This is a genomic window from Mesorhizobium neociceri, from assembly GCF_013520985.1.
Taxonomy (GTDB): domain Bacteria; phylum Pseudomonadota; class Alphaproteobacteria; order Rhizobiales; family Rhizobiaceae; genus Mesorhizobium; species Mesorhizobium neociceri.
Genome location: NZ_JACDTY010000001.1, coordinates 298,671 through 323,321 on the forward strand (window position 1 = coordinate 298,671; position 24,651 = coordinate 323,321).

At 63.5% G+C, this 24,651-nt stretch carries 25 protein-coding genes; 5 read left to right on the top strand and 20 right to left on the bottom strand.

The window, feature by feature from the left end; genetic code table 11:
* Positions 1 to 55: 55 nt before the first annotated feature.
* The 10 genes from H0241_RS01330 to H0241_RS01375 all read right to left on the bottom strand — a co-directional run bounded on the left by H0241_RS01330 (position 56) and on the right by H0241_RS01375 (position 9,014).
* A complete protein-coding gene (locus H0241_RS01330; RefSeq protein ID WP_181055631.1) occupies positions 56 to 937 on the bottom strand; it encodes an AAA family ATPase in 882 nt (293 codons plus the stop codon).
* A gap of 8 nt (positions 938 to 945) precedes the next feature.
* Complete coding sequence (locus tag H0241_RS36090; protein WP_181055632.1) at positions 946 to 1,950, bottom strand: xanthine dehydrogenase family protein molybdopterin-binding subunit; 1,005 nt, start codon at positions 1,948 to 1,950, stop codon at positions 946 to 948.
* Between the two features lies 1 nt (position 1,951).
* Positions 1,952 to 3,319 carry a xanthine dehydrogenase family protein molybdopterin-binding subunit gene (locus tag H0241_RS36095; protein WP_181055633.1) on the bottom strand — a complete coding sequence of 456 codons (1,368 nt, stop codon included), beginning with the start codon at positions 3,317 to 3,319 and terminating at the stop codon, positions 1,952 to 1,954.
* 10 nt (positions 3,320 to 3,329) lie between these two features.
* On the bottom strand, positions 3,330 to 3,812 hold the full coding sequence (locus H0241_RS01345) for a (2Fe-2S)-binding protein (RefSeq protein ID WP_181055634.1): 483 nt from the start codon (positions 3,810 to 3,812) through the stop codon (positions 3,330 to 3,332).
* Between the two features lie 63 nt (positions 3,813 to 3,875).
* On the bottom strand, positions 3,876 to 4,670 hold the full coding sequence (locus H0241_RS01350) for an FAD binding domain-containing protein (protein WP_181055635.1): 795 nt from the start codon (positions 4,668 to 4,670) through the stop codon (positions 3,876 to 3,878).
* Between the two features lie 25 nt (positions 4,671 to 4,695).
* Entirely contained in the window at positions 4,696 to 5,139 is a 444-nt protein-coding gene (locus H0241_RS01355) for an SRPBCC family protein (protein ID WP_181055636.1), read from the bottom strand.
* Positions 5,140 to 5,252: 113 nt separating this feature from the next.
* Positions 5,253 to 6,080 carry an AraC family transcriptional regulator gene (locus H0241_RS01360; RefSeq protein ID WP_181055637.1) on the bottom strand — a complete coding sequence of 276 codons (828 nt, stop codon included), beginning with the start codon at positions 6,078 to 6,080 and terminating at the stop codon, positions 5,253 to 5,255.
* A gap of 326 nt (positions 6,081 to 6,406) precedes the next feature.
* Positions 6,407 to 7,177 (bottom strand): SDR family oxidoreductase, encoded by a 771-nt coding sequence (locus H0241_RS01365; protein ID WP_210284711.1) that lies wholly within the window; start codon positions 7,175 to 7,177, stop codon positions 6,407 to 6,409.
* A 39-nt stretch (positions 7,178 to 7,216) separates the two neighbouring features.
* Positions 7,217 to 8,215, bottom strand: coding sequence for an ABC transporter permease (locus H0241_RS01370; protein WP_181055638.1), 999 nt, complete (start codon positions 8,213 to 8,215; stop codon positions 7,217 to 7,219).
* A gap of 55 nt (positions 8,216 to 8,270) precedes the next feature.
* Positions 8,271 to 9,014, bottom strand: a complete 744-nt coding sequence (locus tag H0241_RS01375) for an ATP-binding cassette domain-containing protein (protein WP_181055639.1) — start codon at positions 9,012 to 9,014, stop codon at positions 8,271 to 8,273.
* A 520-nt stretch (positions 9,015 to 9,534) separates the two neighbouring features.
* On the opposite strand from H0241_RS01375, the gene H0241_RS01380 reads away from it, so the two are divergent.
* Both H0241_RS01380 and H0241_RS01385 read left to right on the top strand, forming a co-directional pair.
* Positions 9,535 to 10,524, top strand: coding sequence for a sugar-binding protein (locus tag H0241_RS01380; protein WP_181055640.1), 990 nt, complete (start codon positions 9,535 to 9,537; stop codon positions 10,522 to 10,524).
* A 173-nt stretch (positions 10,525 to 10,697) separates the two neighbouring features.
* Entirely contained in the window at positions 10,698 to 11,480 is a 783-nt protein-coding gene (locus tag H0241_RS01385) for a FadR/GntR family transcriptional regulator (protein WP_181055641.1), read from the top strand.
* A 210-nt stretch (positions 11,481 to 11,690) separates the two neighbouring features.
* Here H0241_RS01385 and H0241_RS01390 read toward each other — a convergent pair whose 3' ends face one another.
* Positions 11,691 to 12,629: an NAD(P)-dependent oxidoreductase gene (locus H0241_RS01390; protein WP_181055642.1), complete on the bottom strand. Its 939-nt coding sequence runs from the start codon at positions 12,627 to 12,629 to the stop codon at positions 11,691 to 11,693.
* Positions 12,630 to 12,746: 117 nt separating this feature from the next.
* Here H0241_RS01390 and H0241_RS01395 point away from each other — a divergent pair, with 117 nt between their 5' ends.
* Together H0241_RS01395 and H0241_RS01400 are read left to right on the top strand one after the other, a co-directional pair.
* Positions 12,747 to 13,637 carry an NAD-dependent epimerase/dehydratase family protein gene (locus H0241_RS01395; RefSeq protein ID WP_181055643.1) on the top strand — a complete coding sequence of 297 codons (891 nt, stop codon included), beginning with the start codon at positions 12,747 to 12,749 and terminating at the stop codon, positions 13,635 to 13,637.
* 119 nt (positions 13,638 to 13,756) lie between these two features.
* Positions 13,757 to 14,533 carry a FadR/GntR family transcriptional regulator gene (locus H0241_RS01400; RefSeq protein WP_181055644.1) on the top strand — a complete coding sequence of 259 codons (777 nt, stop codon included), beginning with the start codon at positions 13,757 to 13,759 and terminating at the stop codon, positions 14,531 to 14,533.
* A gap of 60 nt (positions 14,534 to 14,593) precedes the next feature.
* On the opposite strand, the gene H0241_RS01405 is transcribed toward H0241_RS01400, so the two are convergent.
* From H0241_RS01405 to H0241_RS01425, 5 genes are all read right to left on the bottom strand, one after another.
* Positions 14,594 to 15,700: a Gfo/Idh/MocA family protein gene (locus tag H0241_RS01405; protein WP_181055645.1), complete on the bottom strand. Its 1,107-nt coding sequence runs from the start codon at positions 15,698 to 15,700 to the stop codon at positions 14,594 to 14,596.
* A 28-nt stretch (positions 15,701 to 15,728) separates the two neighbouring features.
* Positions 15,729 to 16,559 (bottom strand): ATP-binding cassette domain-containing protein, encoded by an 831-nt coding sequence (locus tag H0241_RS01410; RefSeq protein WP_181055646.1) that lies wholly within the window; start codon positions 16,557 to 16,559, stop codon positions 15,729 to 15,731.
* Positions 16,556 to 17,671 carry an ABC transporter permease gene (locus tag H0241_RS01415; protein ID WP_181056143.1) on the bottom strand — a complete coding sequence of 372 codons (1,116 nt, stop codon included), beginning with the start codon at positions 17,669 to 17,671 and terminating at the stop codon, positions 16,556 to 16,558. Before H0241_RS01415 ends, H0241_RS01410 begins: the two co-directional genes overlap by 4 nt.
* A gap of 144 nt (positions 17,672 to 17,815) precedes the next feature.
* Positions 17,816 to 18,784, bottom strand: coding sequence for a rhizopine catabolism ABC transporter substrate-binding protein (locus H0241_RS01420; protein WP_181055647.1), 969 nt, complete (start codon positions 18,782 to 18,784; stop codon positions 17,816 to 17,818).
* 63 nt (positions 18,785 to 18,847) lie between these two features.
* The gene (locus H0241_RS01425) at positions 18,848 to 19,759 is read right to left on the bottom strand and encodes a polysaccharide deacetylase family protein (RefSeq protein ID WP_181055648.1); all 912 of its coding nucleotides are present in this window, start codon (positions 19,757 to 19,759) and stop codon (positions 18,848 to 18,850) included.
* A 319-nt stretch (positions 19,760 to 20,078) separates the two neighbouring features.
* Here H0241_RS01425 and H0241_RS01430 point away from each other — a divergent pair, with 319 nt between their 5' ends.
* Complete coding sequence (locus H0241_RS01430; protein ID WP_181055649.1) at positions 20,079 to 21,323, top strand: DegT/DnrJ/EryC1/StrS family aminotransferase; 1,245 nt, start codon at positions 20,079 to 20,081, stop codon at positions 21,321 to 21,323.
* A gap of 21 nt (positions 21,324 to 21,344) precedes the next feature.
* Here H0241_RS01430 and mocR read toward each other — a convergent pair whose 3' ends face one another.
* From mocR to H0241_RS01450, 4 genes are all read right to left on the bottom strand, one after another.
* Entirely contained in the window at positions 21,345 to 22,799 is a 1,455-nt protein-coding gene (gene mocR / locus H0241_RS01435) for a rhizopine catabolism transcriptional regulator MocR (RefSeq protein WP_235983862.1), read from the bottom strand.
* 14 nt (positions 22,800 to 22,813) lie between these two features.
* Positions 22,814 to 23,020, bottom strand: coding sequence for a LacI family DNA-binding transcriptional regulator (locus tag H0241_RS01440; protein WP_181055650.1), 207 nt, complete (start codon positions 23,018 to 23,020; stop codon positions 22,814 to 22,816).
* Positions 23,021 to 23,233: 213 nt separating this feature from the next.
* A complete protein-coding gene (gene iolE / locus H0241_RS01445; protein ID WP_181055651.1) occupies positions 23,234 to 24,145 on the bottom strand; it encodes a myo-inosose-2 dehydratase in 912 nt (303 codons plus the stop codon).
* Positions 24,146 to 24,260: 115 nt separating this feature from the next.
* Positions 24,261 to 24,548 carry a DUF3175 domain-containing protein gene (locus tag H0241_RS01450; RefSeq protein WP_181055652.1) on the bottom strand — a complete coding sequence of 96 codons (288 nt, stop codon included), beginning with the start codon at positions 24,546 to 24,548 and terminating at the stop codon, positions 24,261 to 24,263.
* Positions 24,549 to 24,651: the final 103 nt, after the last annotated feature.

The following is a 24,651-nucleotide window of genomic DNA, read 5'->3' on the forward strand; positions in this document are numbered from 1 at the left end:
CCTTCGGGGCACCTTCTCCCCGTGAACGGGGAGAAGGTGTTGTTGAGGTCGCGGCTCACGCCAGCGCCTCCTCGACGATCCGGCCAAGTTCCGGTGCGATATAGGACAGGTCCTCCTCGTCCTTGATCAGCACGCCGATGGCGCGGCGGAAGGCTTCCGGCCATGGGCTGCCGCCCTTTTCCAGGATGGTGGCGGCATTGGCCCATTCCACCGCTTCGGCGATGCCGGGTGGCTTGGCCAGTGGGCGGGCGCGGATGGTCTGCACGGCGGTCGCCACGGCGCGAGCCGTTGCCTCAGCCACATCGCCGGCGCGCAGCATGATGATCTCGGCTTCGCGCCTTGCATCGGGATAGCCGATCCAGTGGTAGACGCAGCGCCGGCGCAGCGCTTCGGCGAGTTCGCGGGTGCGGTTCGATGTCAGGATGACGATCGGCTGCGCCTCGGCGCGGATCGTGCCGCGCTCGGGGATGCTGATCTGGAAATCCGAGAGGAATTCCAGAAGCAGGGCCTCGAATTCATGGTCGGAGCGGTCGATCTCGTCGACCAGCAGCACGCGCTGTTCGGGCGCGCGCAACACCTGCAGCAGCGGCCGGGCGATCAGGAAACGGTCGTCATAGATGTCGATCTCATGCTCGCCGGCATGGCGGATGGCGAGCAGCTGGCGCTGGTAGTTCCATTCGTAGAGTGCATGCGCGGCGTCGATGCCTTCATAGCATTGCAGCCGCACCAGATCGCGTCCGAGCAGCTCGGCAATCGCCTTGGCCGCTTCGGTCTTGCCAACGCCCGGTGCGCCTTCAAGCAGCAGCGGCTTGCCCAGACGGATGGCCAGAAAGATGGCGGTGGCCAGGCTGTCGTCGGCGAGATAGCGCGCAGCGGCGAGCTGCTGCGCCACCGCCTCCGGTGAGGTCGCAACAGTCTCGGCGTTCACCTTGGGCATGTCAGTCCTCAGTTTGCCGCTTGCGCCTTCAGTGCCCGCAAAATGCGCTCCGGCGTGATCGGCAGCGTGTCGATGCGCACGCCGATGGCGTCGAAGACGGCATTGGCGACGGCGGGGATCTGCGGGTTGGCGCACATTTCGCCCGGTCCCTTGGCGCCATAGGGGCCATCGGCGGAAGGCCGTTCCAGCACGATGATCTCGGTCTGGGCGAGGTCGCCCGGTCCCGGCATCAGATACTGGTTGAAGTCGGTGCCGCCATGGTCGCGGTTCGGGTAGTAGGGCTCGGTCGTTTCGTAGAGCGCGTGGCTGATGCCCATCCAGGAGCCGCCGACCAGTTGCTGCTCGACCATTTTCGGGTTCAGCGCGCGGCCGATCTCGAAAATGTTCTTGACCATCAGCACCGTCACCTCGCCGGTCTCGTTATCGACCTCGACCTCGGCCACCGTGCAGGCATGGGCGTAGCAGGTCGACGGCTTCATCGCGCCGGTTTCCTTCTCCGGATAGGAGCGGGGTATCAGGAACATGCCGCGGCCGGATATCGAGCGGCCGCGCTTGAAATGCGCCGACAGCGCGACGTCGAAGATCGAGATCGACTTCTGCGGCGCGCCTTTGACCAGGATGTTGCCTTCGCCGTCGGTCTCGAGGTCGGAGGCGTTGACCTCCAGCTCTTCGGCGGCCACCTCCAGCATCACCTGGCGGGCTTCCTTGGCCGCCTGGATGACGGCATTGCCGGCGCGGTGCGTGCCGCGCGAGGCGAAGGTGCCCATGCAGTGCGGGCCGGTGTCGGTGTCGGCGGTGTCGATGATGACGCGGTCAGTCGGAACGCCGATGGTTTCAGCGCAGATCTGCGCCATGATCTGCTTCAAGCCCTGGCCGAGATCGACTGACGACAGCGTCACCATGAAATTACCCGTCGGCGTCGAATGCACCAGCGCTTGCGTAGGGTCGCCGCCAAGGTTCATGCCTGTGGGATAGTTGATCGCGGCGACGCCGCGTCCGCGCCGGATCGCCATCTCAGGCTCCCTTCTTGTAGGAGGACATTGCCATGTATTTTTCCGCCACCGGCCAGTTGGCGGCGCGCGAGGCCTCCTGCATGCATTCGATGAGGGCTGCGCCTTCGGTCGGCTGGCGATGCGCCTTCATATCGCCGTCGCGATAGGCGTTGATGAAGCGGAATTCGAGCGGGTCCATGCCGATCAGCCGCGCCAGCTTGTCCATCTGCACCTCGAGCGCAAAATCGCCGATGGTGACGCCGAAGCCGCGCATGGCGGACGAGGGCGTGCGGTTGGTGTAGACGCAATAGGTGTCGATCCAGACATTGGGGATGGTGTAGGGGCCGGGATAGTGAGCCGCACCTTTCTGCGCGCCATAAGGCGAGTGCCGCGAATAGGCGCCGGCGTCGGTGTAGCCGGTGACTTTGCGCGCGACGATGCGGCCGTCCTTCATGACGCCGTCCTTGATGACGACCTTTTCGGCCGCGCGTGGCGAGGAGATCTGCATCTCCTCCTCGCGGCTGTAGATGAAGGAGACTGGACGCCCCGTGAGCTTTGCGCCGAGAATGGCGATCGGCTCGACGATGACGTCGACCTTGCCGCCAAAGCCGCCACCGACCGTGCCGCCGACGAAATGCAATTTGCTGCCAGGCATCTGCAGGATGATCGAGGCGTTGTCGAGGGTGAAGAACATTGCCTGCGTGTTGGTGTAGCAGGTGAAGCGGTCATTGCCCTCGGGCATGACCACGCAGCCGGTGGTCTCGGTCGGCGCATGCTCGATCGGCGAGGACTGGTAGCTTTGTTCAAGGATGTGGTCGGCCTCGGCGAAGCCCGCCTCGACATCGCCGAACCGTACCTTGCGGCATTCGCCGCTGTCATAGAGATAATAGTTCTGGCCGTGATATTCGTTGACCAGAGGCGCGCCGGGCTTCAGCGCTTCCTCCATGTCGAAGACGGCCGGCAGCACCTCATAGTCGACCTTGACCTTGGCCGCCGCCTCTTGTGCCGCGCGCTCGGTTTCGGCCAGCACGGCCACCACGGCCTCGCCCTTCCAGCGCACCTTGCCGTCAGCCAGCACCGTCTCGTCCTCCGGCCCGATCTGGATCAGGATCAGGATGGTGTACACATTGTGCGGCACATCCTTGGCGGTGAGGATTTTCACCACGCCTGGATGCTTTTCCGCCTCTGAGGTGTCGATCGAGCGGATGCGGGCGTGGTGATGCGGGCTGCGCACCATTTTCAGGTGCAGCATGCCCGGAAAATTGCGGTCGGCGAAATAGGCGGTTTTCCCAGTGACATGGCCCGGCGAATCGAGTCGTGGCCTGGGCTGCCCGATCTCGTGCAGACCGTCCTTACGCTGATCGGCGAAATAGTTTTTGCGCAATTCCATCTTTTGGTCCTTAGGCCGCGTTCTGCGAATTGGCGCGCGCAGCGGTGAGCACCGCCTGGATGATTGGTTCGTAGCCGGTGCAGCGGCAAATGTTGCCGGACAGCGCCTCGACCACGTCCTCGCGGCTCGGATTGGGCGTATGGTCGAGCAGCACCTTGGCCGCCATGATCATCCCAGGCGTGCAGAAGCCGCATTGCGTGGCGAAGGCGTCGAGGAAGGCGCGCTGCAGCGGATGCAGGACGCCGGCTTCGGCGAGGCCCGATGTCGTTTGGATGTCGGTGCCGCTGCAGGTCTCGGCCAGTGTCAGGCAGGAAAGCCGCAACTCGCCGTCGATGATGACCGAGCAGGCGCCGCACGTGCCCTGATGGCAGCCGCCTTTCGGCGAGGTGTCGCCGGTCTTGTCGCGCAGCGCGTGCAGCAGCGTCGTGCCGCCCTCGACGAATTCGGCCTTCTCGGAGCCGTTGAGCGTGAACTGGATCGGGACCTTTGCCATTCTTCCTCCCTTGCGCGCCTGCCCGGATGACCGAACAGACGCGCGCGCCCCAACGGGGGTATTTCAGGTCAACAGCAGCCGGCCGAGATGGACCGGCAGGACCTCGGTGCGATACCAGGCGCTGGCGATCGGATCGGTGATGGGCGAGGTGCCTTCACCTGCCGTGGCCAGTGCCGCTGCGATGCCATCCGGATCAAGTTTCTGGCCGATCAGCGCCTTTTCCGCCGCGCAGGCGCGCATCGGCCGGTCTGCCATGCAGCCGAGCGCGATCCGCGCCGAGGACACAGTGCCGTCACCGGCCTGTTCGGGCACAGCGGCGATGCTGAGCACCGAGACGCCCTTGGGCTTGACCCGCGAGACTTTCAGGAAGCGGAAGCTGTCGGCCTTCGGTAGCGTGAAGCTGACCGAGGTTACAATGGCCGGATTGCCGTCGCGTCCGGCAAGAAAGGTCTCGATCGGCATCTCGCCATCATTGGTGCCGACGCTGGCGTCGAGCGCTAGCAGCGCGACCGCGAAATCGCCGTAGGGCGCGGGTGCGAACAGATTGCCGCCGACGGTTGCCATGTTGCGGATCGCCGGGCCGCCGACAGCGCGCGCGGCTTTGGCAATGGCGCCGAGCTCCGGATGGCGGGCGATTGCCGCCATGGTCACCGAAGCGCCGATGCGGACCTTGCCGCCGGATACGGTGATGCCGGACAGGGTCGGATCGGTCGAGCGGACCAGCCCAGTGACTGAAATATCGCCTTCATTGGCGGCGCGCACGACCAGCGTGCCGCCGCCGAGATAGCGGGTGCCGGCCGCCTTTAGCGCCGCGTTGGCGTCGCTTACGGTCGCAAAAGTCTGGAGGGCAAGCGCCATGGCAGGCTCCTAGGTTCAGCCAGGTTCAGCTTTGGCCGGCAAAGTGGCTCTTCAGTGCGTTGAAGCCGCCCTGGAAGACATTGGCGCCCATACCGGCGGCGATCTTGTCGGCCTCTTCGGGCGCAGCGTCGAAGTTGGCGCTCCATTCGGCGTAGGTGCGATCGCCGTCGGTCACGCGGCGCAATTGCAGCGTCGCCTTGTGATTGGTCAGCGGCTGCGGCGTCTCCAGGATGGAGTAGCTGACGAGGAAGTTTTTATCGGAGAAGTCGAGCAGTTTTTCGCGGATACGGGCACCGCTGGCGAGCTCGAAATTGCGAACGCAGCCAATGGTTTCGGCGCTCTTGCCGTCCTCGATATGGCTTTCGACCATGCGTGGGTGCCAGCCCGGCAGGCCGTTGAAGTCGCGGATGCGCGCCCAGACCTTTTCGACCGGTGCGTCGATGACGCTGGATATGGTGACAACAGCCATATGATCATTCCCCTACGAATTCGATATGCAGCAGGGTAGGGCGGCGGCTGGTGCTGCGCTTATCAATGGGTCTTGCGGCCCTATCAAGGAGTCTGAAAAACGAGCGGCTTTGCTCAGGCCATGGCTCGCGCCGCCTCGCGGTAGAGCGTCGGTGGCACACCGACATGGTCGCGGAAGAAGCGCGAGAAATTGCCCTGGGTGGTGAAGCCCAGATTGCAGGCGACCGAGATCAGCGGTTCCTGCGACCACTGCAACTGCCGCACGGCTTCCTCCATGCGCAGCGTGTTCCAGTAGACGTTGGGCGTCAGATTGGTCTGTTCCTTGAACAGGGCGAAGAAATGCGGCCGCGACAGGCCGACGCTGCGGGCGACGTCATCGAACGAAATACGTTCGCAGACATTGGCCTTCATCAGCTGGATCGCCTTGCGGACGCGGAAATCCTGCATGGTGTTGATGCGGATGCGCGCCTCTTGCGGCGCCGAGGCGTCGGCTGCGTCGAGCACGGAATCGATGAAGCGCTCGATCTCGTAATTGGCGATGTCGTCGACGCTTTCATTGTCGCTCAGATGGTCGAGCAGATTGGCGGCGGCCTGGTGGAGCCAGGGTTCGAGTGTGATCGCGGCCTGCGCGAACAGCGGTGCCGAGGAAGGCAGGTCACGGCGCCGGCGCGCCCAGTCCGGGTCGATGTAGAAGGCGAGGAACAGGCCCGGCCTGCCATTCTGCGACAGGACATGGCTATGCGGCTGGTAGGAATTGATGCCGGCGGCGGTGCCGGGACCCAGGCGCACCGTCTCGCGGCCGATGGTCATCTCGCCGGCCGTGCCTTCCAGCCAGATGATGATATGGGCCTCGACATGCGCATGGGTGACGAAGTCGCTGGCGACATTCAGGACAGAAACATGTCCGAACCGGCCCCAATAGAGCCTGATCGCGTCCGTCATGGGTATATCCTCCCGCAGACGACTGGTCGCCCGCAGAGGGGATTGTGCGGCTGAGTTCGGGCTCGCGTCAAGGCGCGGGGGTTTTGGTGGGGTGGCAGGCGGTCGGTGGCGGTGGATTTTCAGACTGAGCGATAGGTACTGAAACGAATAGCGCTGACGTCGGTTTTCCCTTCTCCCCTTGTGGGAGAAGGTGGCCGAGCGAAGCTCGGCCGGATGAGGGGTGTTCCAGCGGAGTGAGGCGTTGGTGTTCCCTGGAACACCCCTCATCCGTCTCGGCGCTCCGCGCCGATCCACCTTCCCCCACAAGGGGGGAAGGGAAGAGGCATTCAAACCGAAGCAGTCATGCCGCCATCGACATAGAGCGTGTGGCCGTTGACGAAGGACGAGGCGTCGGAGGCGAGGAACACTGCGGCGCCGATCAGTTCGTCGACATAGCCCCAGCGGCCGGCCGGCGTGCGCTTTTCCAGCCAGGCGGAGAATTCTTGGTTGTCGACCAGCGCCTGGTTCATCTCGGTGCGGAAATAGCCGGGCGCGATGGCATTGATCTGCAAGCCGTATTTCGCCCAGTCGGTGCACATGCCCCTGGTCAGATTGCGGATCGCGCCCTTGGTCGCGGTATAGGGTGCGATGTTGGGTCGGGCGAGTTCGCTCTGCACCGAGCCGATGTTGATGATCTTGCCCTTGCCGCGCGCAATCATATTGCGGGCGACGGCTTTGCCGGCATGGAAGGCGCCGGAGACATTGGTCTTGAACAGCCGCTCCCACTGCTCCTCGGGAAAATCCTCAAGCGGGGCGCGAAACTGCACGCCGGCATTGTTGATCAGGATGTCGATGGGCCCGATCTCGGCCTCGATGCGGGCCACATCCGCATCGACGGCGCGAAAATCCGTCACGTCGAAGGTCGAGGTATGCGCCTTGAGGCCGGCATCGCGCAAACCTGCCACCGCATTGGCAACCTTGCCGGCATCACGGCCATTGAGCACGACGCTTGCGCCATGCTCGGCAAGGCCGCGCGCCAGCGCAAGGCCGATGCCCTGGCCGGAGCCGGTGATGAGCGCCAGCCGTCCGTCGAGGCTGAACAGGGATTTCGATGTCAAAGCAATGATTTCCAGCGGAAGGTTTCAGTCCCGAAACTGTCAGTCGTTGCGCCTGAAGTTGCGGATGCGGTCGAACAGCACTGCGAGCAGGATGGCGCCGCCGATGAATACGCCTTGCCAGAAGGCGTTGATGCCGAGCAGGCCAAGGCTGTTGCGGATGACTTCGATGAGTGCAGCACCGACAATCGCGCCGAAGGCGGTACCGACGCCGCCGGCAAGGTCTGCGCCGCCGATGACGGTGGCGGCGATGACCTGCAGTTCCATGCCGTTGCCGAGGTTGGTGGTGACGGCGCCGAGCCAACCGGTCTGGACGATGCCGGCAATGCCTGCCGCCAGCGCAGAAATCATATAGACCGCGACCTTGATCTGGCGCACCGGAACGCCGGTCAGCGTCGCCGCATGCTCATTGCCGCCGATGGCGAAGATGTGCCGGCCGAACTTGGTCCAGCGCAGCGTGAAGCCGGTGATCAGCGCCAAAATGATCATGTAAAGCACGGGATTGGCGATGCCGAACACCCAGGCGCCACCGCCAAGCGCCAGTAGCTTGTCGTGGTCGGGGCCGAACTGGAAGACCACGGTGTTGTTGGAAGCGACCATGGCCAGGCTGCGCGCGATCGACAGCATGCCGAGCGTCACCACAAAGGGTGGAAAGCCGAGATAGGCGATAAGGATGCCGTTGAAGGCGCCGATCGAGAGCGCGGTGGCGATCGAGGCGAGGATGCCGACCTCGATCGAGTAGCCGGCATGCATGGTGACGGCCAACACCATCGACGACAGACACAGCACCGAGCCGACCGACAGGTCGATGCCGCCGGTGATGATGACGAAGGTCATGCCGAGCGCGATGATGGCGACGAAGGTGATGTTGCGGGTGATGTTGTAGAGGTTTTTCTGGGTGGCGAAGGCGTCGGTGGCAAACGACAGGAAAATGCAGGCGAGGATGACGGCGATCACCACCCAGAAGGTCTGGCTGGAGAACATGCGCGACAGAAAACTGTGCTGTTTCTGTGCGATCGTCTGGTCAAGGGTGACTGCCATTATCGACCTCTCCTGCCGATGGCCAAATGCGCCGGCGTGGTGAACTGTATGCTGCTTATACCACTTGCTCTATGGCGCCAGTGATCAGCCCGGTGACTTCCTCGGGCGAACTCGAGGCGATCCGCTTGTCGGCGACCTTCCGCCCGCGCCGCATGACGATGACACGATCAGCCACGTCGAAGACGTCGGGCATGCGGTGGCTGATCAGCACGACTGCGATGCCCTGATCGCGCAGATGGCGGATCAGGTTGAGCACCTCGGCCACCTGCCTGACCGAAATAGCCGCCGTCGGCTCGTCCATCAGCACGATCTTGGCCTGCGACAGCATGGTGCGGGCGATCGCCACCGCCTGGCGCTGGCCGCCCGACATCTGCTTGACGAGGTCGCGGGGCCGCGTTTCAGATTTCAGCTGAGCGAAAAGCTGGCCGGCGCGCTTGTACATGGCTGCATAGTCGAGGATCCGGAACGGACCGACGCCGCGCCGCAATTCGCGGCCGAGATAGACGTTGGCGGCGGCAGTGAGATTGTTGCACAGCGCAAGGTCCTGATGGACGATCTCGATGCCGTGCTGGCGGGCTTCCGATGGCTTGTGCAGGATCAGTTCCTTGCCTTCCAGGCGCATGTCGCCATGGCTCGGGCGGAAATTGCCGGCGATCATCTTGACCAGCGTCGACTTGCCGGCGCCGTTGTCGCCCATCAGGCCTACGACCTGTCCCGGCTCGATGGACAACGAGACGTCGTTGACCGCCTGGATGGCGCCGAAATGTTTTGAGATGTTGGTGAGTTCGAGAACCGCCACCAGCCTTCTTGCCTCCCCGTGACTTGGATCAGGATAACGTTGGTTGAAACGTCATCCTGATCCAACACTCTGTTGGTTGGAGCATGATCTCTACCGAAAACCGGTTCCCACCTTTCGGGATCATGCTCAGGCCATCGGTTCTACCCGCGGCCCTCGCTCGCCCAGCTCCTCCCGGGACAGCGATGTTGAGTTGCATTTACGCAAATGCCTGCGCGGGCGTCAATCGGCTGTGGAATCTAAAAATCCGTTTTGTCGGACAAATACCATTGACGTCGATGCCAAGCCGATATTAGCTGGAAGGCGGAGGAATAGCCTGCCGACCTCGTGCCGGTTTGCGTGTGGGATCAGCGGGAATGCATCGGTGCTGCCGGTCTCTTTTGGAACCAGCTGACCGAAATGAAATGCCTATCGACCTGGCCTGCCGACAAGAGCGCTCGCATAGCGACCCTCTGTCACCGCATTCCGGGTTGGTTTGTGTGGCGGGCACGTCGTGTCCGTCTGTTTCCAAGGGAGGACTGACATGAGGAAAACAGTTTTGCTTGCCGCCGTCGCCGCTATGGCGCTGGGCGCCGGACCGGCTTTGGCCAAGAAGCAGCTCGTCATCGTGGTGAAAGGTCTCGACAATCCATTCTTCGAGGCGATCCACCAGGGTTGCGAGAAATGGAACAAGGAAAACGCCAGCTCGGAGTATGAGTGCTTCTACACCGGCCCGGCGTCGACCTCCGACGAGGCCGGCGAGGCGCAGATCGTCCAGGACATGCTGAGCAAGGCAGACACGGTGGCAATGGCGATTTCACCGTCCAACGCGCCGCTGATCGCGCAGACGATCAAGACCGCCAATCCAACGATCCCGATCATGACCCTCGACGCCGACCTCAGCAAGGAAGATGCAGCACTTCGCAAGACCTATCTCGGCACCGACAACTATCTGATGGGTCACAAGATCGGTGAGTACATCAAGAAGGGCAAGCCGAATGGCGGCACGATCTGCACCATCGAGGGCAATCCCGCGGCCGACAACATCCTGCGCCGCGCGCAGGGCATGCGTGATGCGCTGTCGGGCAAGGAAGGCCTTGCCGCACTTGCCGGCGAAGGTGGCTGGACCGAAGTCGCCGGCTGCCCGGTGTTCACCAATGATGACGGCGCCAAGGGCGTGCAGGCGATGACCGACATCCTCGCCGCCAACCCGAAGCTCGACGCCTTCGGCATCATGGGCGGCTGGCCGCTGTTCGGCGCGCCGCAGCCCTATCGCGACCTGTTTGGGCCGCTCAAGGACCGCATCGCCAGCAACGACTTCGTCATCGGCGCCGCCGACACGATCGGCGACGAGGTGGCGATCGCCAAGGATGGTCTTGTGACCGCACTGGTCGGTCAGCGGCCGTTCGAAATGGGCTACAAGGCACCGTCGGTGATGATCGACCTGGTCGAAGGCAAGGCCGTCGCCGATCCGGTGTTCACCGGCCTCGACGAATGCACCAAGGACACGGTCGACACCTGCATCCAGAAATAGTCAGCGATACCGGGGCGTCCTTTCGGGGGCGCCCCGTCATTTTCCTCAGGACAAGGACAGGCAACATTGTCGGGGCGCAGGCTCCGGCTTTGACGGGCTCATGCGTCTTGCTTTCGGCGAAGGGCACGGACAATTCCGGACGGTTTCCCAGCGACAAATTGCCGATTCCGACGATGCCGGACGACAGATCAAAAGGGCGATCCGCCAGGATAGATGTGCCGGCCGGCCCGGTTGCCACCGCTGTTCGACGACCGGATACAGCCTGGCCCCCCGGCTTCAGTGTACACGCCTCGCTGGCCAACGAGATCGGGCTTCGGATCGTGCGCGGCGACTATCCGCCAGGCGCCATCCTGCCCAACGAAGCCAAATGGGCGGAGATGTTCAACGTCAGCCGCTCGGCGGTGCGCGAAGCGATCAAGATGCTGATGGCCAAAAGCCTGCTGGCTTCACGGCCCAAGATCGGCAGCTGGGTCGAGCCGAGGGAACGCTGGAACCTGCTAGACCGCGATGTGCTCGCCTGGTACGCGACCGGGCCGGACCGGGAGGCGTTCCTGCGCACGGTGCAGGAGTTCCGTCACATCATCGAACCGGAGGCCAGCGCCTTTGCCGCGATGCGACGCAGCGACGAGCAGATGGCCGAGATCAGCCAGGCCTGCCGGGAAATGGGCGAGGCGCTGAGCCTGCAGCAGCGTATCCGCGCCGATACGCGCTTTCATCTCACAATCCTGCGCGCCTCCGGCAACGATCTTTTGGTGCCGCTCGGCGTGCTGATCGAATCGGCGCTCGACCATCTCTTCGTCTTCACGACCATACAGGTCAGCGACCAGCAGCACGCCCAGAAGCTGCACGAAGCGATCGAGAAGGCCATCCGCCTGCAACGGCCCGAGGCCGCGCGCAATGCGGTGCGAAAGTTGCTGGCCAATACGGATGAAGGGATCGGCAAGGCGCGGCGGTGAGGGGCAGGCTAATCTCCCCCCTTGTGGGGGAGATGCCCGGCAGGGCAGAGGGGGGCGCTGTCCCGCCGACCTTCAGACAGGGTGATACCTGCGCACGTCCCTCAGCGCGCCAAGGTCAAATTGAAAGCTTGCGTTCCTTCGCGCCCCCCTCTGTCCTGCCGGACATCTCCCCCACTCGGGGGGAGATCGGCCGATTCCAAAGGCTGCCGCTTAAATCGTCTGCTTTTTCCCATCCTTCACCGGCATCAGGTCGACGCCGTTCACCTTGGCGATATGCGTGGCCAGCATCGGCACGAACTGTTCGGCCGGGCCGGTGGCATGGGCGCCGGCGAAGGAGTTTTTGGTGGCATTGCCGAGCGGGTTGGCGATGCCGGCGGCACCCGCCATCGATTCCAGATAGGTCAGGTCCTTGAAGGCGTTGGCAATGGTGAATTTATGCGCGTCGCGGTCGCCTTCCAGCGTCCAGCGCATGAAGGTCTGGTAGAAGCCGCAATCCATGCGGCCGTTGCGGATGACGCTGTCGAAGCGCGGCGGCGAAATGCCGACCTTTTCGGCCAGCGCCAGCGCCTCGGAATAGATCGCGGCGTAACCCAGCGAGATGAAGTTGTTGAGCAGCTTCATGCGGTGGCCGTCGCCGGTGTCGCCGATATGGACGATGCGGCCGGCCCAGGTTTCGATGACGGGCTTTACACGCGCAAAGAGCGCGTCGGGCGCGCCGACCATGGCATCGAGCATGCCTTCCCAGGCTTCCTTGGGCGTGCGGCTCAGCGGGGCATCGACGAAGTCGACGCCGATCTCCTTCAGTTCCGCCGCCAGCGCCACCGTCGAGACCGGATCGGAGGTCGAGCAATCGACGACGACCGAGCCCTTCTTCAGGCCTTCCTTGAGGCCGCCGGGGCCACGGATGATGGCTTCGACCTCGCGCGAGCCGGTGACGCAGATGAAGACGATATCGGATGCCGCAGCCACCTCGCGCGAGGTCGCTGCCTCCGTGGCGCCGCGGCCCAGCAGGTCCTCCGCCGGCTTGCGGTTCTTGCGGCCGAGGAAAGTCAGCTTATAGCCCTTGTCGACGATGTTCTTGGCGATGCCGTGCCCCATCAGGCCAAGGCCGATGAAACCGATCTTTTCGCTCGCGGCAGTCGTGGTCATGTCGTGAAGTCCTGTTGCGATGATTGATATCAGGCGTCGCCGTTTTGCAGGCGGGGGTGGTTGCGGAGCGCCATATTGTCTGACAATACACAGGAATCCTAGGCACTGGAGACGAAAATGACGAAGCGGATCATGTTCACCGGCGGCAGCGGCAAGGCCGGGCGCCACGTCGTGCAATATCTGGTCGAACAGGGCTGCCAGGTGCTCAACATCGACACCAAGCCGCTCGACAATCCCAAAGTGCGTACGCTGATCACCGACATCACCGACAGCGGCCAGGTGTTCAACGCGCTGTCGAGCTATATGGGGCTGCACGAATTCGACCCGTCGCTGCGTCCGCAGCCGGTCGATGCCGTGGTGCATTTCGCCGCCATCCCGCGCATCATGATCACGCCCGACAATGAGGTGTTCCGCATCAATGCGATGGGCACCTACAACGTCATCGAGGCGGCGGTGAAGCTTGGCATCCGCAAAGTGGTGATCGCGTCCAGCGAGACGACCTATGGCGTGGTGTTCGCCAACGAGCCGCGCGACCCTAAATATTTCCCGCTCGACGAAGAATACGACGTCGATCCGATGGACAGCTATGCGCTGTCCAAGGTCGTCAACGAGCACACGGCGCGCGCCTTTGCGCAGCGCAACGGCACCGATATCTACGCGTTGCGCATCGGCAACGTCATCGAGCCGCACGAGTACTTGCTGTTTCCGAAATGGTTCGCCGATCCGGGCTTCCGCAAGCGCATTGCCTGGAGTTACGTCGATGCTCGCGATCTCGGCCAGATCACGCTGCGTGCCGTCGAAACGGATGGGCTCGGCTTCCAGGTGTTCAACGCCGCCAATGACGACACCTCGTCCGACCTGCCGACGGCCGAACTGTTGAAACGGTTTTATCCAGACGTGCCGGTCAAGACGAAGCTCGGCGAATATGAAACGCTGCTTTCCAACCGCAAGGCGAGAGATATGCTTGGCTTCCGTCCCGAGCACAGCTGGCGCAAATACGTGAAATAGGGCTGGCAAATAGGGCTTTGGGGGCAAGGTTGTAACCTGATCTGTGCACAGCCGCAGGCTTTGTCGCCTGCGCCCCGTCCTCTGCTTGACAGCTTTCGAAATCCGGACTTTGTGGACGCATGAGGGACGGAAAGCCGAATAAGGGAAAGAAGTCTGACAAGGCGGCATCGGCCGAGAGGCCGGCAGTGGTTCGTCGGGCTGACGCAACCCGGATGCCTGGCTCCAGCGTGCATGCCTCGCTGGCCAGCGAAATCGGGCTGCGGATCGTGCGCGGCGATTATCCGCCGGGCACCATCCTGCCCAACGAAGCCAAATGGTCTGAAACCTTCAACGTCAGCCGTTCGGCAGTGCGCGAAGCGATCAAGATGCTGATGGCCAAAAGCCTTCTGGCATCGCGCCCCAAAATCGGCAGCTGGGTCGAGCCCAGGGAGCGCTGGAACCTGCTCGATCGCGACGTGCTCGCCTGGTACGCGACCTCGCCCGACCGCGAAGTGTTCCTGAAGACCGTGCAGGAATTCCGCCACATCATCGAACCGGAAGCGACCGCCTTCGCCGCCATGCGGCGCACCGAAGAGCAGATGGCCGAGATCAGCCAGGCCTGTCGCGAGATGGGCGAGGCGACGAGCCTGCAGGAGCGCACGCGCGCCGACACGCGCTTCCATCTCGCCATCCTGCGCGCCTCCGGCAATGATCTTTTGGTGCCACTCGGCGTGCTGATCGAATCTGCCTTCGACCACCTGTTCACCTATACGACGCGTGAACTCGACGATCTGCAACACGCACAGCAGCTGCATGAGGCGATCGAAAAAGCCATCCGCCTGCAGCGGCCGGATGCAGCCCGCAACGCGGTGCGCAAGCTGCTCGCGAATACCGACGGCGTCATCAACACCAGATAGGATGTGCTGATATTCAGGTGAGGCCGGCCTGACCTGAATCTCAACACATCCTTCGAGCGCTCAGCCGATTGGCGACGTTGCCATATGCTGTCGCGTCAGGCCAATCAGCAGCGCCTGGTCGCGGGCGGCGTGCTCGGGGCGATTGACCACTTCGTCGCCGTTGACGATCGCACCCCAGAAGCCGCGCAGTTCCTCGACGAAGGCTTCGCCGTAGCCGGCACGGAGGTCCCTGGTCGATAGCGTATGGTCGTCCGATGTCTTCACCGTCAGCCGGGTCGGATGATGGTTGAGCCAGGGCGAGGGGAATTCGAGCTCGAGGCTGGCATCGTCGAAGAACAGCGTGATGCGTTCCTTGTAGTCGGCGAGTTTCGGCACGGTGAGATGCGTCATCGTCCACAGCGCCTGGCCGTCGAGCAGCTTCACCGCACCCTGGCCGCCATCGCCATTAGCGAAGATCTGCGCGCCGACGACCTCGCCATCCGGTACGCCGAGCGCGTCGAGCAGGCCGTGCACGGCATTCACATCGTGAATCAAGGCGGAGCCGTAAGCGCCGGTAAATCCACGGAAAGCGAGATCGGTCAAAGGCTGCCCGATGGCGCGCTCGACCTGTTGCTTTTGCTTGCCTTGAGCGGCGGCAATCAGGTCCCTGGGAATATCATTGCCGCGGATATAGCGCTGGTGGGCGATGAACGGCCACGCGTCGGGATCGTTGACCTCGACCGAGACGGAACGCAGCGTCTTCGCCGTCCCGGGCAGTGATATCAGCGCCAGTTGGTAGCTCGGATCGAAGCGCTTCATGTAGCCGACCTGCATGACCTTGCCGGCCTTGTCGCGCGCGGCGACGATCTCGGCGATCTCCTGCGGTGAATAGCAGAGCGGCTTCTCGCAGAAGACATGCAGGCCACGCTCAAGAGCCGCCAGCACCTGCTCGTGATGCAGCGGGTCGGGCGAACCGATGACGACGGCGTCGAGCTTCTGGTCGAACAGCTGCTCCGGCGTTTCGAAATTGGCAATGCCATGGATGTCGGTGACGAACTGGCGTGAGATTTTCGACGGGTCGGCGACGCCGACCAGCTCGAACAGATCGCCGAGCCGCAACAGGTTTGGAATATGCTCGACCTGCGAAATCATGCCGGCGCCGATGACGCCGACCCGTATCCTGCTCATGCGTTATCTCTCTTGATGGTCTGAGACGTCACGGCGCCGCCGATGGCCGATTGCCGATCTGCGCCAAAAGCCCGGCGATCTCTGCTTCCACGGCCTTCAAATCCTCACCGCCAGACATGATCGAAATCACCTCGTCGCGCGAGATCTCCGACTTGGCGTAGGTGCCGCGATTGCGGCCGCGGTTGAGCAGCGTGAAGGTGTCGCCGACGGGATAGGCGTGATGGATGTTGTGGCTGATGAAGATCACAGCCAGCCCGCGCATACGTGCCTCGATGATGAATTTCAGCACCATCGCCGCCTGATGCACGCCGAGCGCCGAGGTCGGCTCGTCGAGGATCAGCACTTTGGCGCCGAAATGCACGGCGCGCGCGATCGCTACTGACTGGCGCTCGCCGCCCGACAGCGTGCCGACGGCCTGCGTCGGGTCGCGCACGTCGATGCCGATATCGGCCATAGCCTGGCGGGCTATAGTGTTGGCGCGCTCCTTGTCGAAGCGCGAGAAGGGCAGGCGGCTCCTGGTCGGCTCGCGGCCGAGGAAGAAATTGCGAGTGATCGACATCAGTGAGATCATGCCGAGGTCCTGGAACACGGTGGCGACGCCGAGGTCCTGCGCGTCGCGCGGGCTGCGGAAGGCGACCTGCCTGCCGTCGACAAAAATCTCGCCCTTGCTCGGCCGGTGCACGCCCGACAGCACCTTGATCAGCGTCGACTTGCCGGCGCCATTGTCGCCGAGCAGGCAGTGCACCTCGCCGGGATAGACCTTGATGTCGATGTCCTGCAGGGCGCGCACCGAACCGAAATTGACCGAGACGCCGCGCAGTTCCATTGCCGGCTGGATGGTCTGGGCCGGGTTGGTCATTTGCCGCCTCCGCGTCCGAGTGCCTTGAGGCGGATGTAGTTGTTGACCAGCACAGCCATCAGAATGACGATGCCGAGGAAGACCTTGAACCAGTCGGTGTCGATGCCGGTGTAGAAGATGCCCATCTGCACCAGGCCGAAGATCAGCGCGCCGAACAGCACGCCATAGACGGTACCGTAGCCGCCGGTGAGCAGCACGCCGCCGATGACCGCGGCGATGATCGCCTCGAATTCCTTGAGCAGGCCGCGCGTGGTGTCGGCGGAGCCAGCCTCCATCACCTGGATGGTGGCGAGCAAGGTCGCGGCACAAGCGGTGTAGATGAACAGCGCGATCTTCACGCGGTCGACCGGCACGCCGACATTGCGGGCGGCATTGAGGTCGCCGCCGGTGGCAAAAATCCAGTTGCCGTATTTGGTCTGGGTCAGCACATAGCCTGCCAAAGCGGTCAGGCCGAGCCACCAGACGATCGACATCGGAATGCCGACGACGAAGGGAATGCCGTCGGTGCGGGTGGCGATCCAGCCTTGCGTGCCCATCCAGTGGAAGAAGCCGGTGAACAGATGGCCGTTGAACAGGCCGGCGGTGGCCGGGTCGGGCGCGCCGTCGAGGATATAGGGGATCTGCGTGCGGCCGGTGACGGCGCGGGTGATGCCGATCGACAGGCCCCGCAGGATGTAAAGCGAGGCCAGCGTGACGATGAAGGAGGGTAGGCGCGTCTTCACCACGATCAGGCCGTTGACGTAGCCGGTCAGGATGGCGACCGCGAAGGCGCAGGCGATGCCACCCCACAGCGGCAGGCCCCAATATTTGACCGTCAGGCCGATGACGACGCCGGCGAAGCCGACCATAGAGCCGACGGAGAGATCGAATTCGCCGGCGATGATGAGGAGCGCTGCGGCCGTGGCGATAATGCCGAGTTCGGCGGCCAGCGTCAGGAAGGTCATCGACCCCTGCAGCGAATACAGGTTCGACGCACCCGGCAGCAGGGCGAAGATGATGATGGTGGCGATGAGGCCGCCGGCCGCACCAGCTTCGGGCCGGCGCAGCCATTGCGTCAGCCGGCCGGTGCTGGCCAGCCGTTCATCGGTGCCGGCGGCTCGCTTCGACGTCATGCCGAAACGGCCCTTGACCGGCACTTCTGAAGGTATCGCCTTGTCTTCCACGGCTGCCATTAGGCTCCCCAATCGCTCACTTCGCAATCTCGACACGAGATCGGGGAGCGCATGGCGGCTCCCCGATCCGTTTAGTTGGCTCGACTAGCGGATGCCGTCCTTGGCGAGCGCCAGGATGGCCTTGGCCTTGTCGGGCGAGTCGATGAACAGCGGGCCGGTATAGGCGTTGTTCTGCGGCCAGAAGCCGTGCGTGGCATGCTCGACCAGATAGACCACTGGCAGATAGCCCATCAGATATTGCTGGGCGTCCATGCCGAAGCCCATCTCGCCGGCAACGACGGAATCCAGGACTTCGGGGCTGATGTCGAAGGTGTAGAGCTTGATCTTGCCGAACAGTTCCTTCTGGCGGAAGAACGGGATCAGCGGGTTGGCGGCGGTGGCGCCGAGCGCGAACACGGCCTGGGTGTCGGGATGCGCCGACAGATAGGCTTCGGTGCGGCGCTGGATATCGGCCGGATCGGGCGATACGGTTAGAACTTCGGTGCCGCCGCCTGAAGGCTTCAGCCCGTCATTCAAACCCTGGCAGCGCTGGTCGAGGCTGACATTGCCGACCTCGTGGTTGATGCAGACGACCTTGAGCGTGCCGTCCTTGGCCAGCCGCTCGCCGGCCTTCTTGCCGGAATCATATTCGGAGACGGTGCCGACATAGAGCGTCGTGCCGAGCTCGGCGCCTTCTTTCTCGCCGGAATCCAGCACCACCATCGGGATGTTGGCGGCAAGACCCGCCTTGACCGATTTGCCGAGCGCATTGGCGTCGGCGATGGAGACGGCGATGCCGTCCGGGTTGGTGGCGATGGCCGCATCGAGCAGACGCGCCTGCTCGACCACGTCGAAGACTTGCGGTGCGTAATATTCGACCTTGGCGCCGGTCAGTGCCGCCGCATCGTCGACGCCACGCTTGACCACCGACCAATAGGGGTCGGAGGCCGAGCCATGCACCACGAAGGTGATGCGGACGTCCTTCGGGTCCTTCAGACCAGCGGCATGCGCGACGCCCGCCAGCATACTCATCGAGACAAGCGCGCCGAGCGCCAGTTTCAGAACAGTCTTCATGTCATTCTCCCATTGTCGTTGCAGTTCCAATTCCCTCTTTGCACTGTTGGCCGACGGATCGGCTTACTGCGCTGACCGGATGGCCGCTTTGCGGGCCTTTGCCGGTGTCGATAGTCCAAGCCTTGCGCGTAGATCCTCGCGCAACGGCTTCATGCCGATGATGTCGATGTCCTGCGCGCCGAGCCAGTCGCGAAAACCCTGATCGCGAAACAGCTCATATTCCTCGGTGCGGATATAGGCGGAGCGCGGCTCGATCAGTTCCAACTCGCCCGGCGCGTTGAAGTGCAGGCAGAAGAAGGTCAGGCCTTCGCGCACGCCTTCGACCAACGCCTTGTAGGCCGGCTCTATCGGCTTGGAGCGTGGACGGCCCCAGGTCGTCTGGATCGCGGCGTCGAAAATGACAAAGCCTTTGGCGCGAGCCTCGGCGACGCCGCGCTGGAAGGCCGCTTCGGTGACGCCGACCAGATTATCGTTGGGCGAATAGGCCGACAGCGTCTTGGTCAGCAGCACCGGCAGCCGATATTCCAGACCGAGCCTGATGTAGACGTCGCAAAACTCGGGCGACAGCGCCGCCCCCATATGCGCGTCGAGATGGGTGACGTCGATGCCGGCGCGGTAGGCTGTGTCGATCTGGGCGCGCAGTTCGGTCTCGACCGCTTGGGGTGCTGCCTTGCGGCGGGTGGTTGCGACATCGGGCCAGAAATAGCCGAACTCGTCGGTCAGGCCGGCGGCGCGAGACGGCGATGTCAGCGGCCGCCATTTGTAGTGCTGCTTTTCGCTGTTCAGCGTCAGGTGGACGCCGAGATCGAGCCGCGGATCGGCCGCTGCCGCTTCGGCCATCTCCGGGAACCACGGGCACGGCACCATCACCGCGCCGGAGCTGCAGGCGCCCAGTCCGGTCAGTTCGAGGAAGGCGCTGTTGGCGCCATGGCACATGCCGACATCGTCTTCGTGCAGGACAAGCTGTCGCCTCATGGACGGCCACCGTCTTGCCGGCACGCCGGTTGCGAGGGTCTTCCAAAGTGTGTCCCGTGCTGCATGGAACCGACCGTTTGCCCAACTGGACGCGATGGAACGCCCAAAGCCGTCTTTCCGACAGGGCCACTTCAGCGAATTCGGATGGGTACGATTTTTCCGCGAACCTGCGTTCTGGAATGCCGGTTTCATTCTATTCGGCGTCAAACCTGGTCCCGCGCAGCCGGGATGGCTTGGTCCGATCGTGGCGGAGTGGTTCTTTCAAACAGCGGCGGCAAGCGTAGAGCTTTCACACCATCAAGCGATGTGGAGAGCTGCCATGTACACTGCCGGTGAAGAAGAAATCGAAGCCATTGCCCGGGTGATCCGTTCCGGCGCGCTGTTCCGCTATGGCGAGAACAGCGAATGCAACCGCTTCGAGGCGCGCTATGCCAGGCATCTCGGCGTCGAACATTTCGCGCTTGCCGCCAGCGGCACCTATGGGCTGGCCGCCGGCCTGATCGGGCTCGGCATCGGTCCGGGCGACGAAGTGCTGGTGCCGGCGCACACTTATATGGCCACCGCAACCGCAGTGCTGTCGGTCGGCGCCATTCCGGTCATCGTCGATATCGACGAGAGCCTGACCATCGATCCGGCAGCGCTGCGCGACGCCATCGGGCCGCGCACCAAGGCGGTCATTCCCGTGCATATGTGGGGTGCTGCCTGCAACATGAACGCCATCATGGACATCGCCAAGAAGCGTGGCCTCAAGGTGCTGGAGGATGTCTGCCAGGGCATTGGCGGCGGCTATGAGGGCAAAAAGCTCGGCTCGATCGGCCATGCCGGCGCCTATTCCTTCAACTACTTCAAGAACATGACGTCGGGCGAAGGCGGCGGCATCGCCACCAGCGATCCGAAGGTGGCCGAGCGGGCGCGCTGCGCCATCGACCCCTGCCACTTCTACTGGCAGGGCCGCAACGACAGCATCAAGCCGTTCGCCGGTATCGGCGCGCGCGCCTCGGAACTGATGGGGGCGATGCTCAATGTCCAGCTTGATCGCCTCGACGGCATCATCGAGGCGATGCGGGCGGAGAAGAAGAAGGTGCTGGCCGGCACGCGCCATCTCGGCAATCTCGGCCTGACGCCGTCGCCGATGAACAGCCCGGACGACGATTGCGCGGCACAGGTGATGTATCTCCTGCCCAGCGAACAGGCGGCGCAGTCTTTTTCGAAGACCATCCCGAGCGTGATTGCCGGCAAGACCGGCCGTCACAATTTCACCCAGTGGGACCAGGTGCTGATGCATGAGGGCGCGCACCATCCGGCGCTTAACCCCTACACGCTGCCTCAGAACAAGGGGCTGCGGCTCAACTACGCCGACGATCTCGGCAAGGGCTCGCTCGACATTCTCAACCGCACGGTGATGGTGGCGATGAACCCGGCGCACAGCGACGCCGAGATCGACGACATGATCCACAACATAGACGCGGCGGCGCGGGTAGCGCTGGAAAACGCCTCGCTGGATGACGTGGGGGTGCGCAAGGCAGCCCCCGTCGATCTGCAGAAATTCGACAGCGTGAATTGAGGCGCGGCACTCTGGACCGGTCTACTGCCGGTCCAGCCGCGTAAAGGCAGCGCGCAACGCCAGCACCGCGCGCAGGATCTGGCGTTCGTCCATCGCGGCATAGCCGAGCAGCAGGCCGTGCTCGGGCTCGCTCGAATGGTAGTTGATGGAAATGCCTTGCACGTCGAGCCCTTCCTTGACGGCGGCGGCAACGACGTCGCTGTCCTTGTAAGGCCTTGTGAAACTCGCCAGTAGCTGCATGCCGGAATCGTTCTCGGTCACCGCCAGCCATTCGGACAGATGCTCCTGGCACAGCTTGACGAAATTGGCCTGCCTGCGCGCATAGAGACGGCGCATGCGCTTCAGATGCGTGGCGAAATAGCCTTGCGTGATGAAGTCGTTGACCGTCGCTTGCAGGATCAGCGGCGCGAACTGGCCAGTGATCGAGACGGCGCGGTCGAAGGGCACGGACAATTCGCGCGGCACGATGAGATAGCCTATGCGCAGCGCCGGGATCAGCGTCTTGCCGAAGGAGCCGATATAGACGACGCGGTCGGCGTGATCGAGGCCGCGCAGCGCCGGCACCGGCCGGCCGCGATAACGGTACTCGCCGTCATAATCGTCCTCGACGATCCAGGCGCCGTGACGCTCGGCAATGTCGAGCAGTTGCAGCCGCTCCTCGATGCGCATGATGGTGCCGAACGGCCACTGACAGGACGGCGTCACATAGATCAGGCGCGGCGGCGGCAATTCCGGATCGGCAAGGTGCCAGCCGTGCCGGTCGACCTTCAAGGGTGCAAGCTGCGCGCCGCTGGCGAGGAAGGCGCTCTTGGCGCCGAGATAGCCGGGCTCCTCCATCCAGACATGATCGCCTTCGTCCATCAGCACGCGCGAGGCGAGGTCGAGTGCTGCCTGCGCGCCAGTGACGATGATGACCTGATCGGCGGTGCAGTTGATGCCGCGCGACAGGCTGATGGTCGAGGCGATGGCCTGGCGCAGGCCGGGATGGCCGGCAAAGGAGAGGTAGCCGAGCAGGTTCTCGTCGCGGCTGCGGGCATTGCGCACCAAAAGGCTCGACCAGATGGTGAAGGGAAAGGACGCCGTTTCCGGCACGCCGGGATGGAAGTTGATGACGCCGGCATTGCGCGGCGGCTGCGGGCCGTTGACGATGGTCTGGCCGCGCCGCGAGAGTTTTTGCGGAGCGGCAAGGCCGGCGCGGAGCGAGGCCGGCGGGCGCTTCTGCTGGATCGGCGCCACCCAGGTGCCGGAGCCGGCGCGCGCCTCGATAAATCCTTCGGCGAGCAGCTGGTCGTAGGCGGCGATCACCGTGTTGCGGCCGACTTTCAAATCCTCGGCCAGCGAGCGGGTCGACGGCAGTAGCGTGTTCTGCTGGATCTGACCGTCGAGGATGAAGCGCCGCAAGGCGCCGTAGATCTGCCGATGCATCGGTTCGTCCGACGCGCGGTCGACCGACATAATGTCGAGGGAAAGGCGCATGTGGTCGCCCAAACCTAGCCTCCGACGAACCTGGCCGCGCGGGCGATCTTCTCTTCGTTGAGGAGGCAGACAGTCTCAAGCACCAGCCGCCTGGTTTCGGCACGGACCTCGCGGCTGTTCTTCAGCGCGCGATGCACGGTGGCGGCGCCGAGTTCCGCCTTTTGCGCAATCTCACGGATTGTGCAAAGCCGTTCCATGCCGAGTGCCGCCTCGAATGCCATGTCGCTCCTCCACCTGCATCAAGGCACGGCTTGCCGCCAGCCTCAAGCCGGAAACTCCGGGGTCGAAAACTCGGCCTCACCAAGCCCGGGCCGAGAATTCTGCGACCCGCGCCGCCAAGGGAGGACGGCGGCGCGGATCGCCGGGCGCTTTCGCGTCGCTACCCCTACCGAGGCGCGCGCCCAACCGGCCAACCACCAGCCCCCCGGCGGTGGTCAGGCCAAATCTCGTGTCGCTACCTCGAACCCGGCCTTGCGGGCCGTGGCGAGAAGCGAAGCGTAACCCTTCGTGGCATAGGTCAAGGGATTTGCCTTGGCCGGATCCTGTTCGGCCTCGACGACGATCCAGCCTTCGAAACCCCGTTTTGCGAGAGGCTTCAGCAACGACAGGAAGTCAACGGAACCATCGCCGGGCACAGTGAAAATCCCTTCCATAACCGCCGCCATGAAACTCATGTCCTCGCGCCGCGCCTTTTCCAGCACGGCGGCGCGGACGTCCTTGCAGTGGAAATGCACGATGCGGTCGAGATGCCGATTCAGGAGAGAGACCGGGTCGCCGCCCGAGAACAGGCAATGGCCGGTATCGAACAGCAGCCCGACGCTCTTGCCGGTTGCGGCTATCAGCCTGTCGACCTCGTCGTCGGTCTCGACGATGGTGCCCATATGGTGATGGAAGGCCATGCCGACGCCGAAGGCGGCCATGCGATCGGCAAGCTGGGTCAGCTTCTCGCCATAAGCGGTCCATTCGCCATCGGCGAGGCGCGGACACTGCGAGATCGGTGCAAAAATGCCGTCGTGACGGCCGCGCGACGTGTCGGCATAGACGACAACCTTGGCGCCGAGGTCGCGCAGCAAGGTCAGATGCGGCGTGATGGCGGCGAATTCCTCGTCGACCGTGCGGTCGAGAATGCGGCCGTCATACCAACCGGAGACGAGCTCCAGCCCGTAAGAGGACAGGATCGGTCCAAGCTCGTCGCTTCGCCTGGGGAATTTGCCGCCGAGTTCGGTGCCGCGAAAGCCGGCCTGCCGGGTTTCCGACAGGCAGGTCTCAAGCGACGTGTCGCCGCCGAGTTCGGGAACATCGTCATTGCTCCAGGTGATGGGATTGATGCCGATCTTGACCGTCATGCCGCCACTTTGCAGGCTCGGGGAAACACAATGCCCGAGACTGGCAGACTGAGGGGAAAGAGGACCTGTCACTAGGTCCAGTTCAAGTGAATTTGGCAGAACCAAATACGAAGAGCTAATCCTGTTCCGGACGGCCGAAGGCAGCGCGCAGTTCGTCCTTGGCGTCCTCAAGCACTTTCTTGCGCGCCTGCGGCAGGTTCTTGCCGGCACGGTTGATGTAGAAATTCAGCATCGACATCGCCGACTGGAATGGCTCCGCCTTGCGGCGGTCGCTGTGCTCGGCCGAGCGCTTCAGCGAAGCCGCGATCTTTTTGGCATCGTCGGATTCGAATATGTGCTCCTCGAGGTCCATCGCATTGCTGTGTTCGGTCACATCGGCCGACCATTTTTTCTTCGCGGTCATGGCAAAACTCCTTCCTGTCGAGAACTCGTCACGGCGTTGCCGGTTCCCGAATAATTTGCCCTATCGCTGGAGCCACGGATGAGGTTGCTGTGGCGCTGCCCGT

Bases quoted from the DNA above. Each gene is read 5' to 3' on its own strand.
- H0241_RS01330 (WP_181055631.1), bottom strand. From the start codon at position 937: ATGCCCAAGGTGAACGCCGAGACTGTTGCGACCTCACCGGAGGCGGTG.
- H0241_RS36090 (WP_181055632.1), bottom strand. From the start codon at position 1,950: ATGGCGATCCGGCGCGGACGCGGCGTCGCCGCGATCAACTATCCCACA.
- H0241_RS36095 (WP_181055633.1), bottom strand. From the start codon at position 3,319: ATGGAATTGCGCAAAAACTATTTCGCCGATCAGCGTAAGGACGGTCTG.
- H0241_RS01345 (WP_181055634.1), bottom strand. From the start codon at position 3,812: ATGGCAAAGGTCCCGATCCAGTTCACGCTCAACGGCTCCGAGAAGGCC.
- H0241_RS01350 (WP_181055635.1), bottom strand. From the start codon at position 4,670: ATGGCGCTTGCCCTCCAGACTTTTGCGACCGTAAGCGACGCCAACGCG.
- H0241_RS01355 (WP_181055636.1), bottom strand. From the start codon at position 5,139: ATGGCTGTTGTCACCATATCCAGCGTCATCGACGCACCGGTCGAAAAG.
- H0241_RS01360 (WP_181055637.1), bottom strand. From the start codon at position 6,080: ATGACGGACGCGATCAGGCTCTATTGGGGCCGGTTCGGACATGTTTCT.
- H0241_RS01370 (WP_181055638.1), bottom strand. From the start codon at position 8,215: ATGGCAGTCACCCTTGACCAGACGATCGCACAGAAACAGCACAGTTTT.
- H0241_RS01380 (WP_181055640.1), top strand. From the start codon at position 9,535: ATGAGGAAAACAGTTTTGCTTGCCGCCGTCGCCGCTATGGCGCTGGGC.
- H0241_RS01385 (WP_181055641.1), top strand. From the start codon at position 10,698: ATGCCGGACGACAGATCAAAAGGGCGATCCGCCAGGATAGATGTGCCG.
- H0241_RS01390 (WP_181055642.1), bottom strand. From the start codon at position 12,629: ATGACCACGACTGCCGCGAGCGAAAAGATCGGTTTCATCGGCCTTGGC.
- H0241_RS01395 (WP_181055643.1), top strand. From the start codon at position 12,747: ATGACGAAGCGGATCATGTTCACCGGCGGCAGCGGCAAGGCCGGGCGC.
- H0241_RS01400 (WP_181055644.1), top strand. From the start codon at position 13,757: ATGAGGGACGGAAAGCCGAATAAGGGAAAGAAGTCTGACAAGGCGGCA.
- H0241_RS01405 (WP_181055645.1), bottom strand. From the start codon at position 15,700: ATGAGCAGGATACGGGTCGGCGTCATCGGCGCCGGCATGATTTCGCAG.
- H0241_RS01410 (WP_181055646.1), bottom strand. From the start codon at position 16,559: ATGACCAACCCGGCCCAGACCATCCAGCCGGCAATGGAACTGCGCGGC.
- H0241_RS01415 (WP_181056143.1), bottom strand. From the start codon at position 17,671: ATGACGTCGAAGCGAGCCGCCGGCACCGATGAACGGCTGGCCAGCACC.
- H0241_RS01420 (WP_181055647.1), bottom strand. From the start codon at position 18,784: ATGAAGACTGTTCTGAAACTGGCGCTCGGCGCGCTTGTCTCGATGAGT.
- H0241_RS01425 (WP_181055648.1), bottom strand. From the start codon at position 19,759: ATGAGGCGACAGCTTGTCCTGCACGAAGACGATGTCGGCATGTGCCAT.
- H0241_RS01430 (WP_181055649.1), top strand. From the start codon at position 20,079: ATGTACACTGCCGGTGAAGAAGAAATCGAAGCCATTGCCCGGGTGATC.
- mocR (WP_235983862.1), bottom strand. From the start codon at position 22,799: ATGCGCCTTTCCCTCGACATTATGTCGGTCGACCGCGCGTCGGACGAA.
- H0241_RS01440 (WP_181055650.1), bottom strand. From the start codon at position 23,020: ATGGCATTCGAGGCGGCACTCGGCATGGAACGGCTTTGCACAATCCGT.
- iolE (WP_181055651.1), bottom strand. From the start codon at position 24,145: ATGACGGTCAAGATCGGCATCAATCCCATCACCTGGAGCAATGACGAT.
- H0241_RS01450 (WP_181055652.1), bottom strand. From the start codon at position 24,548: ATGACCGCGAAGAAAAAATGGTCGGCCGATGTGACCGAACACAGCAAT.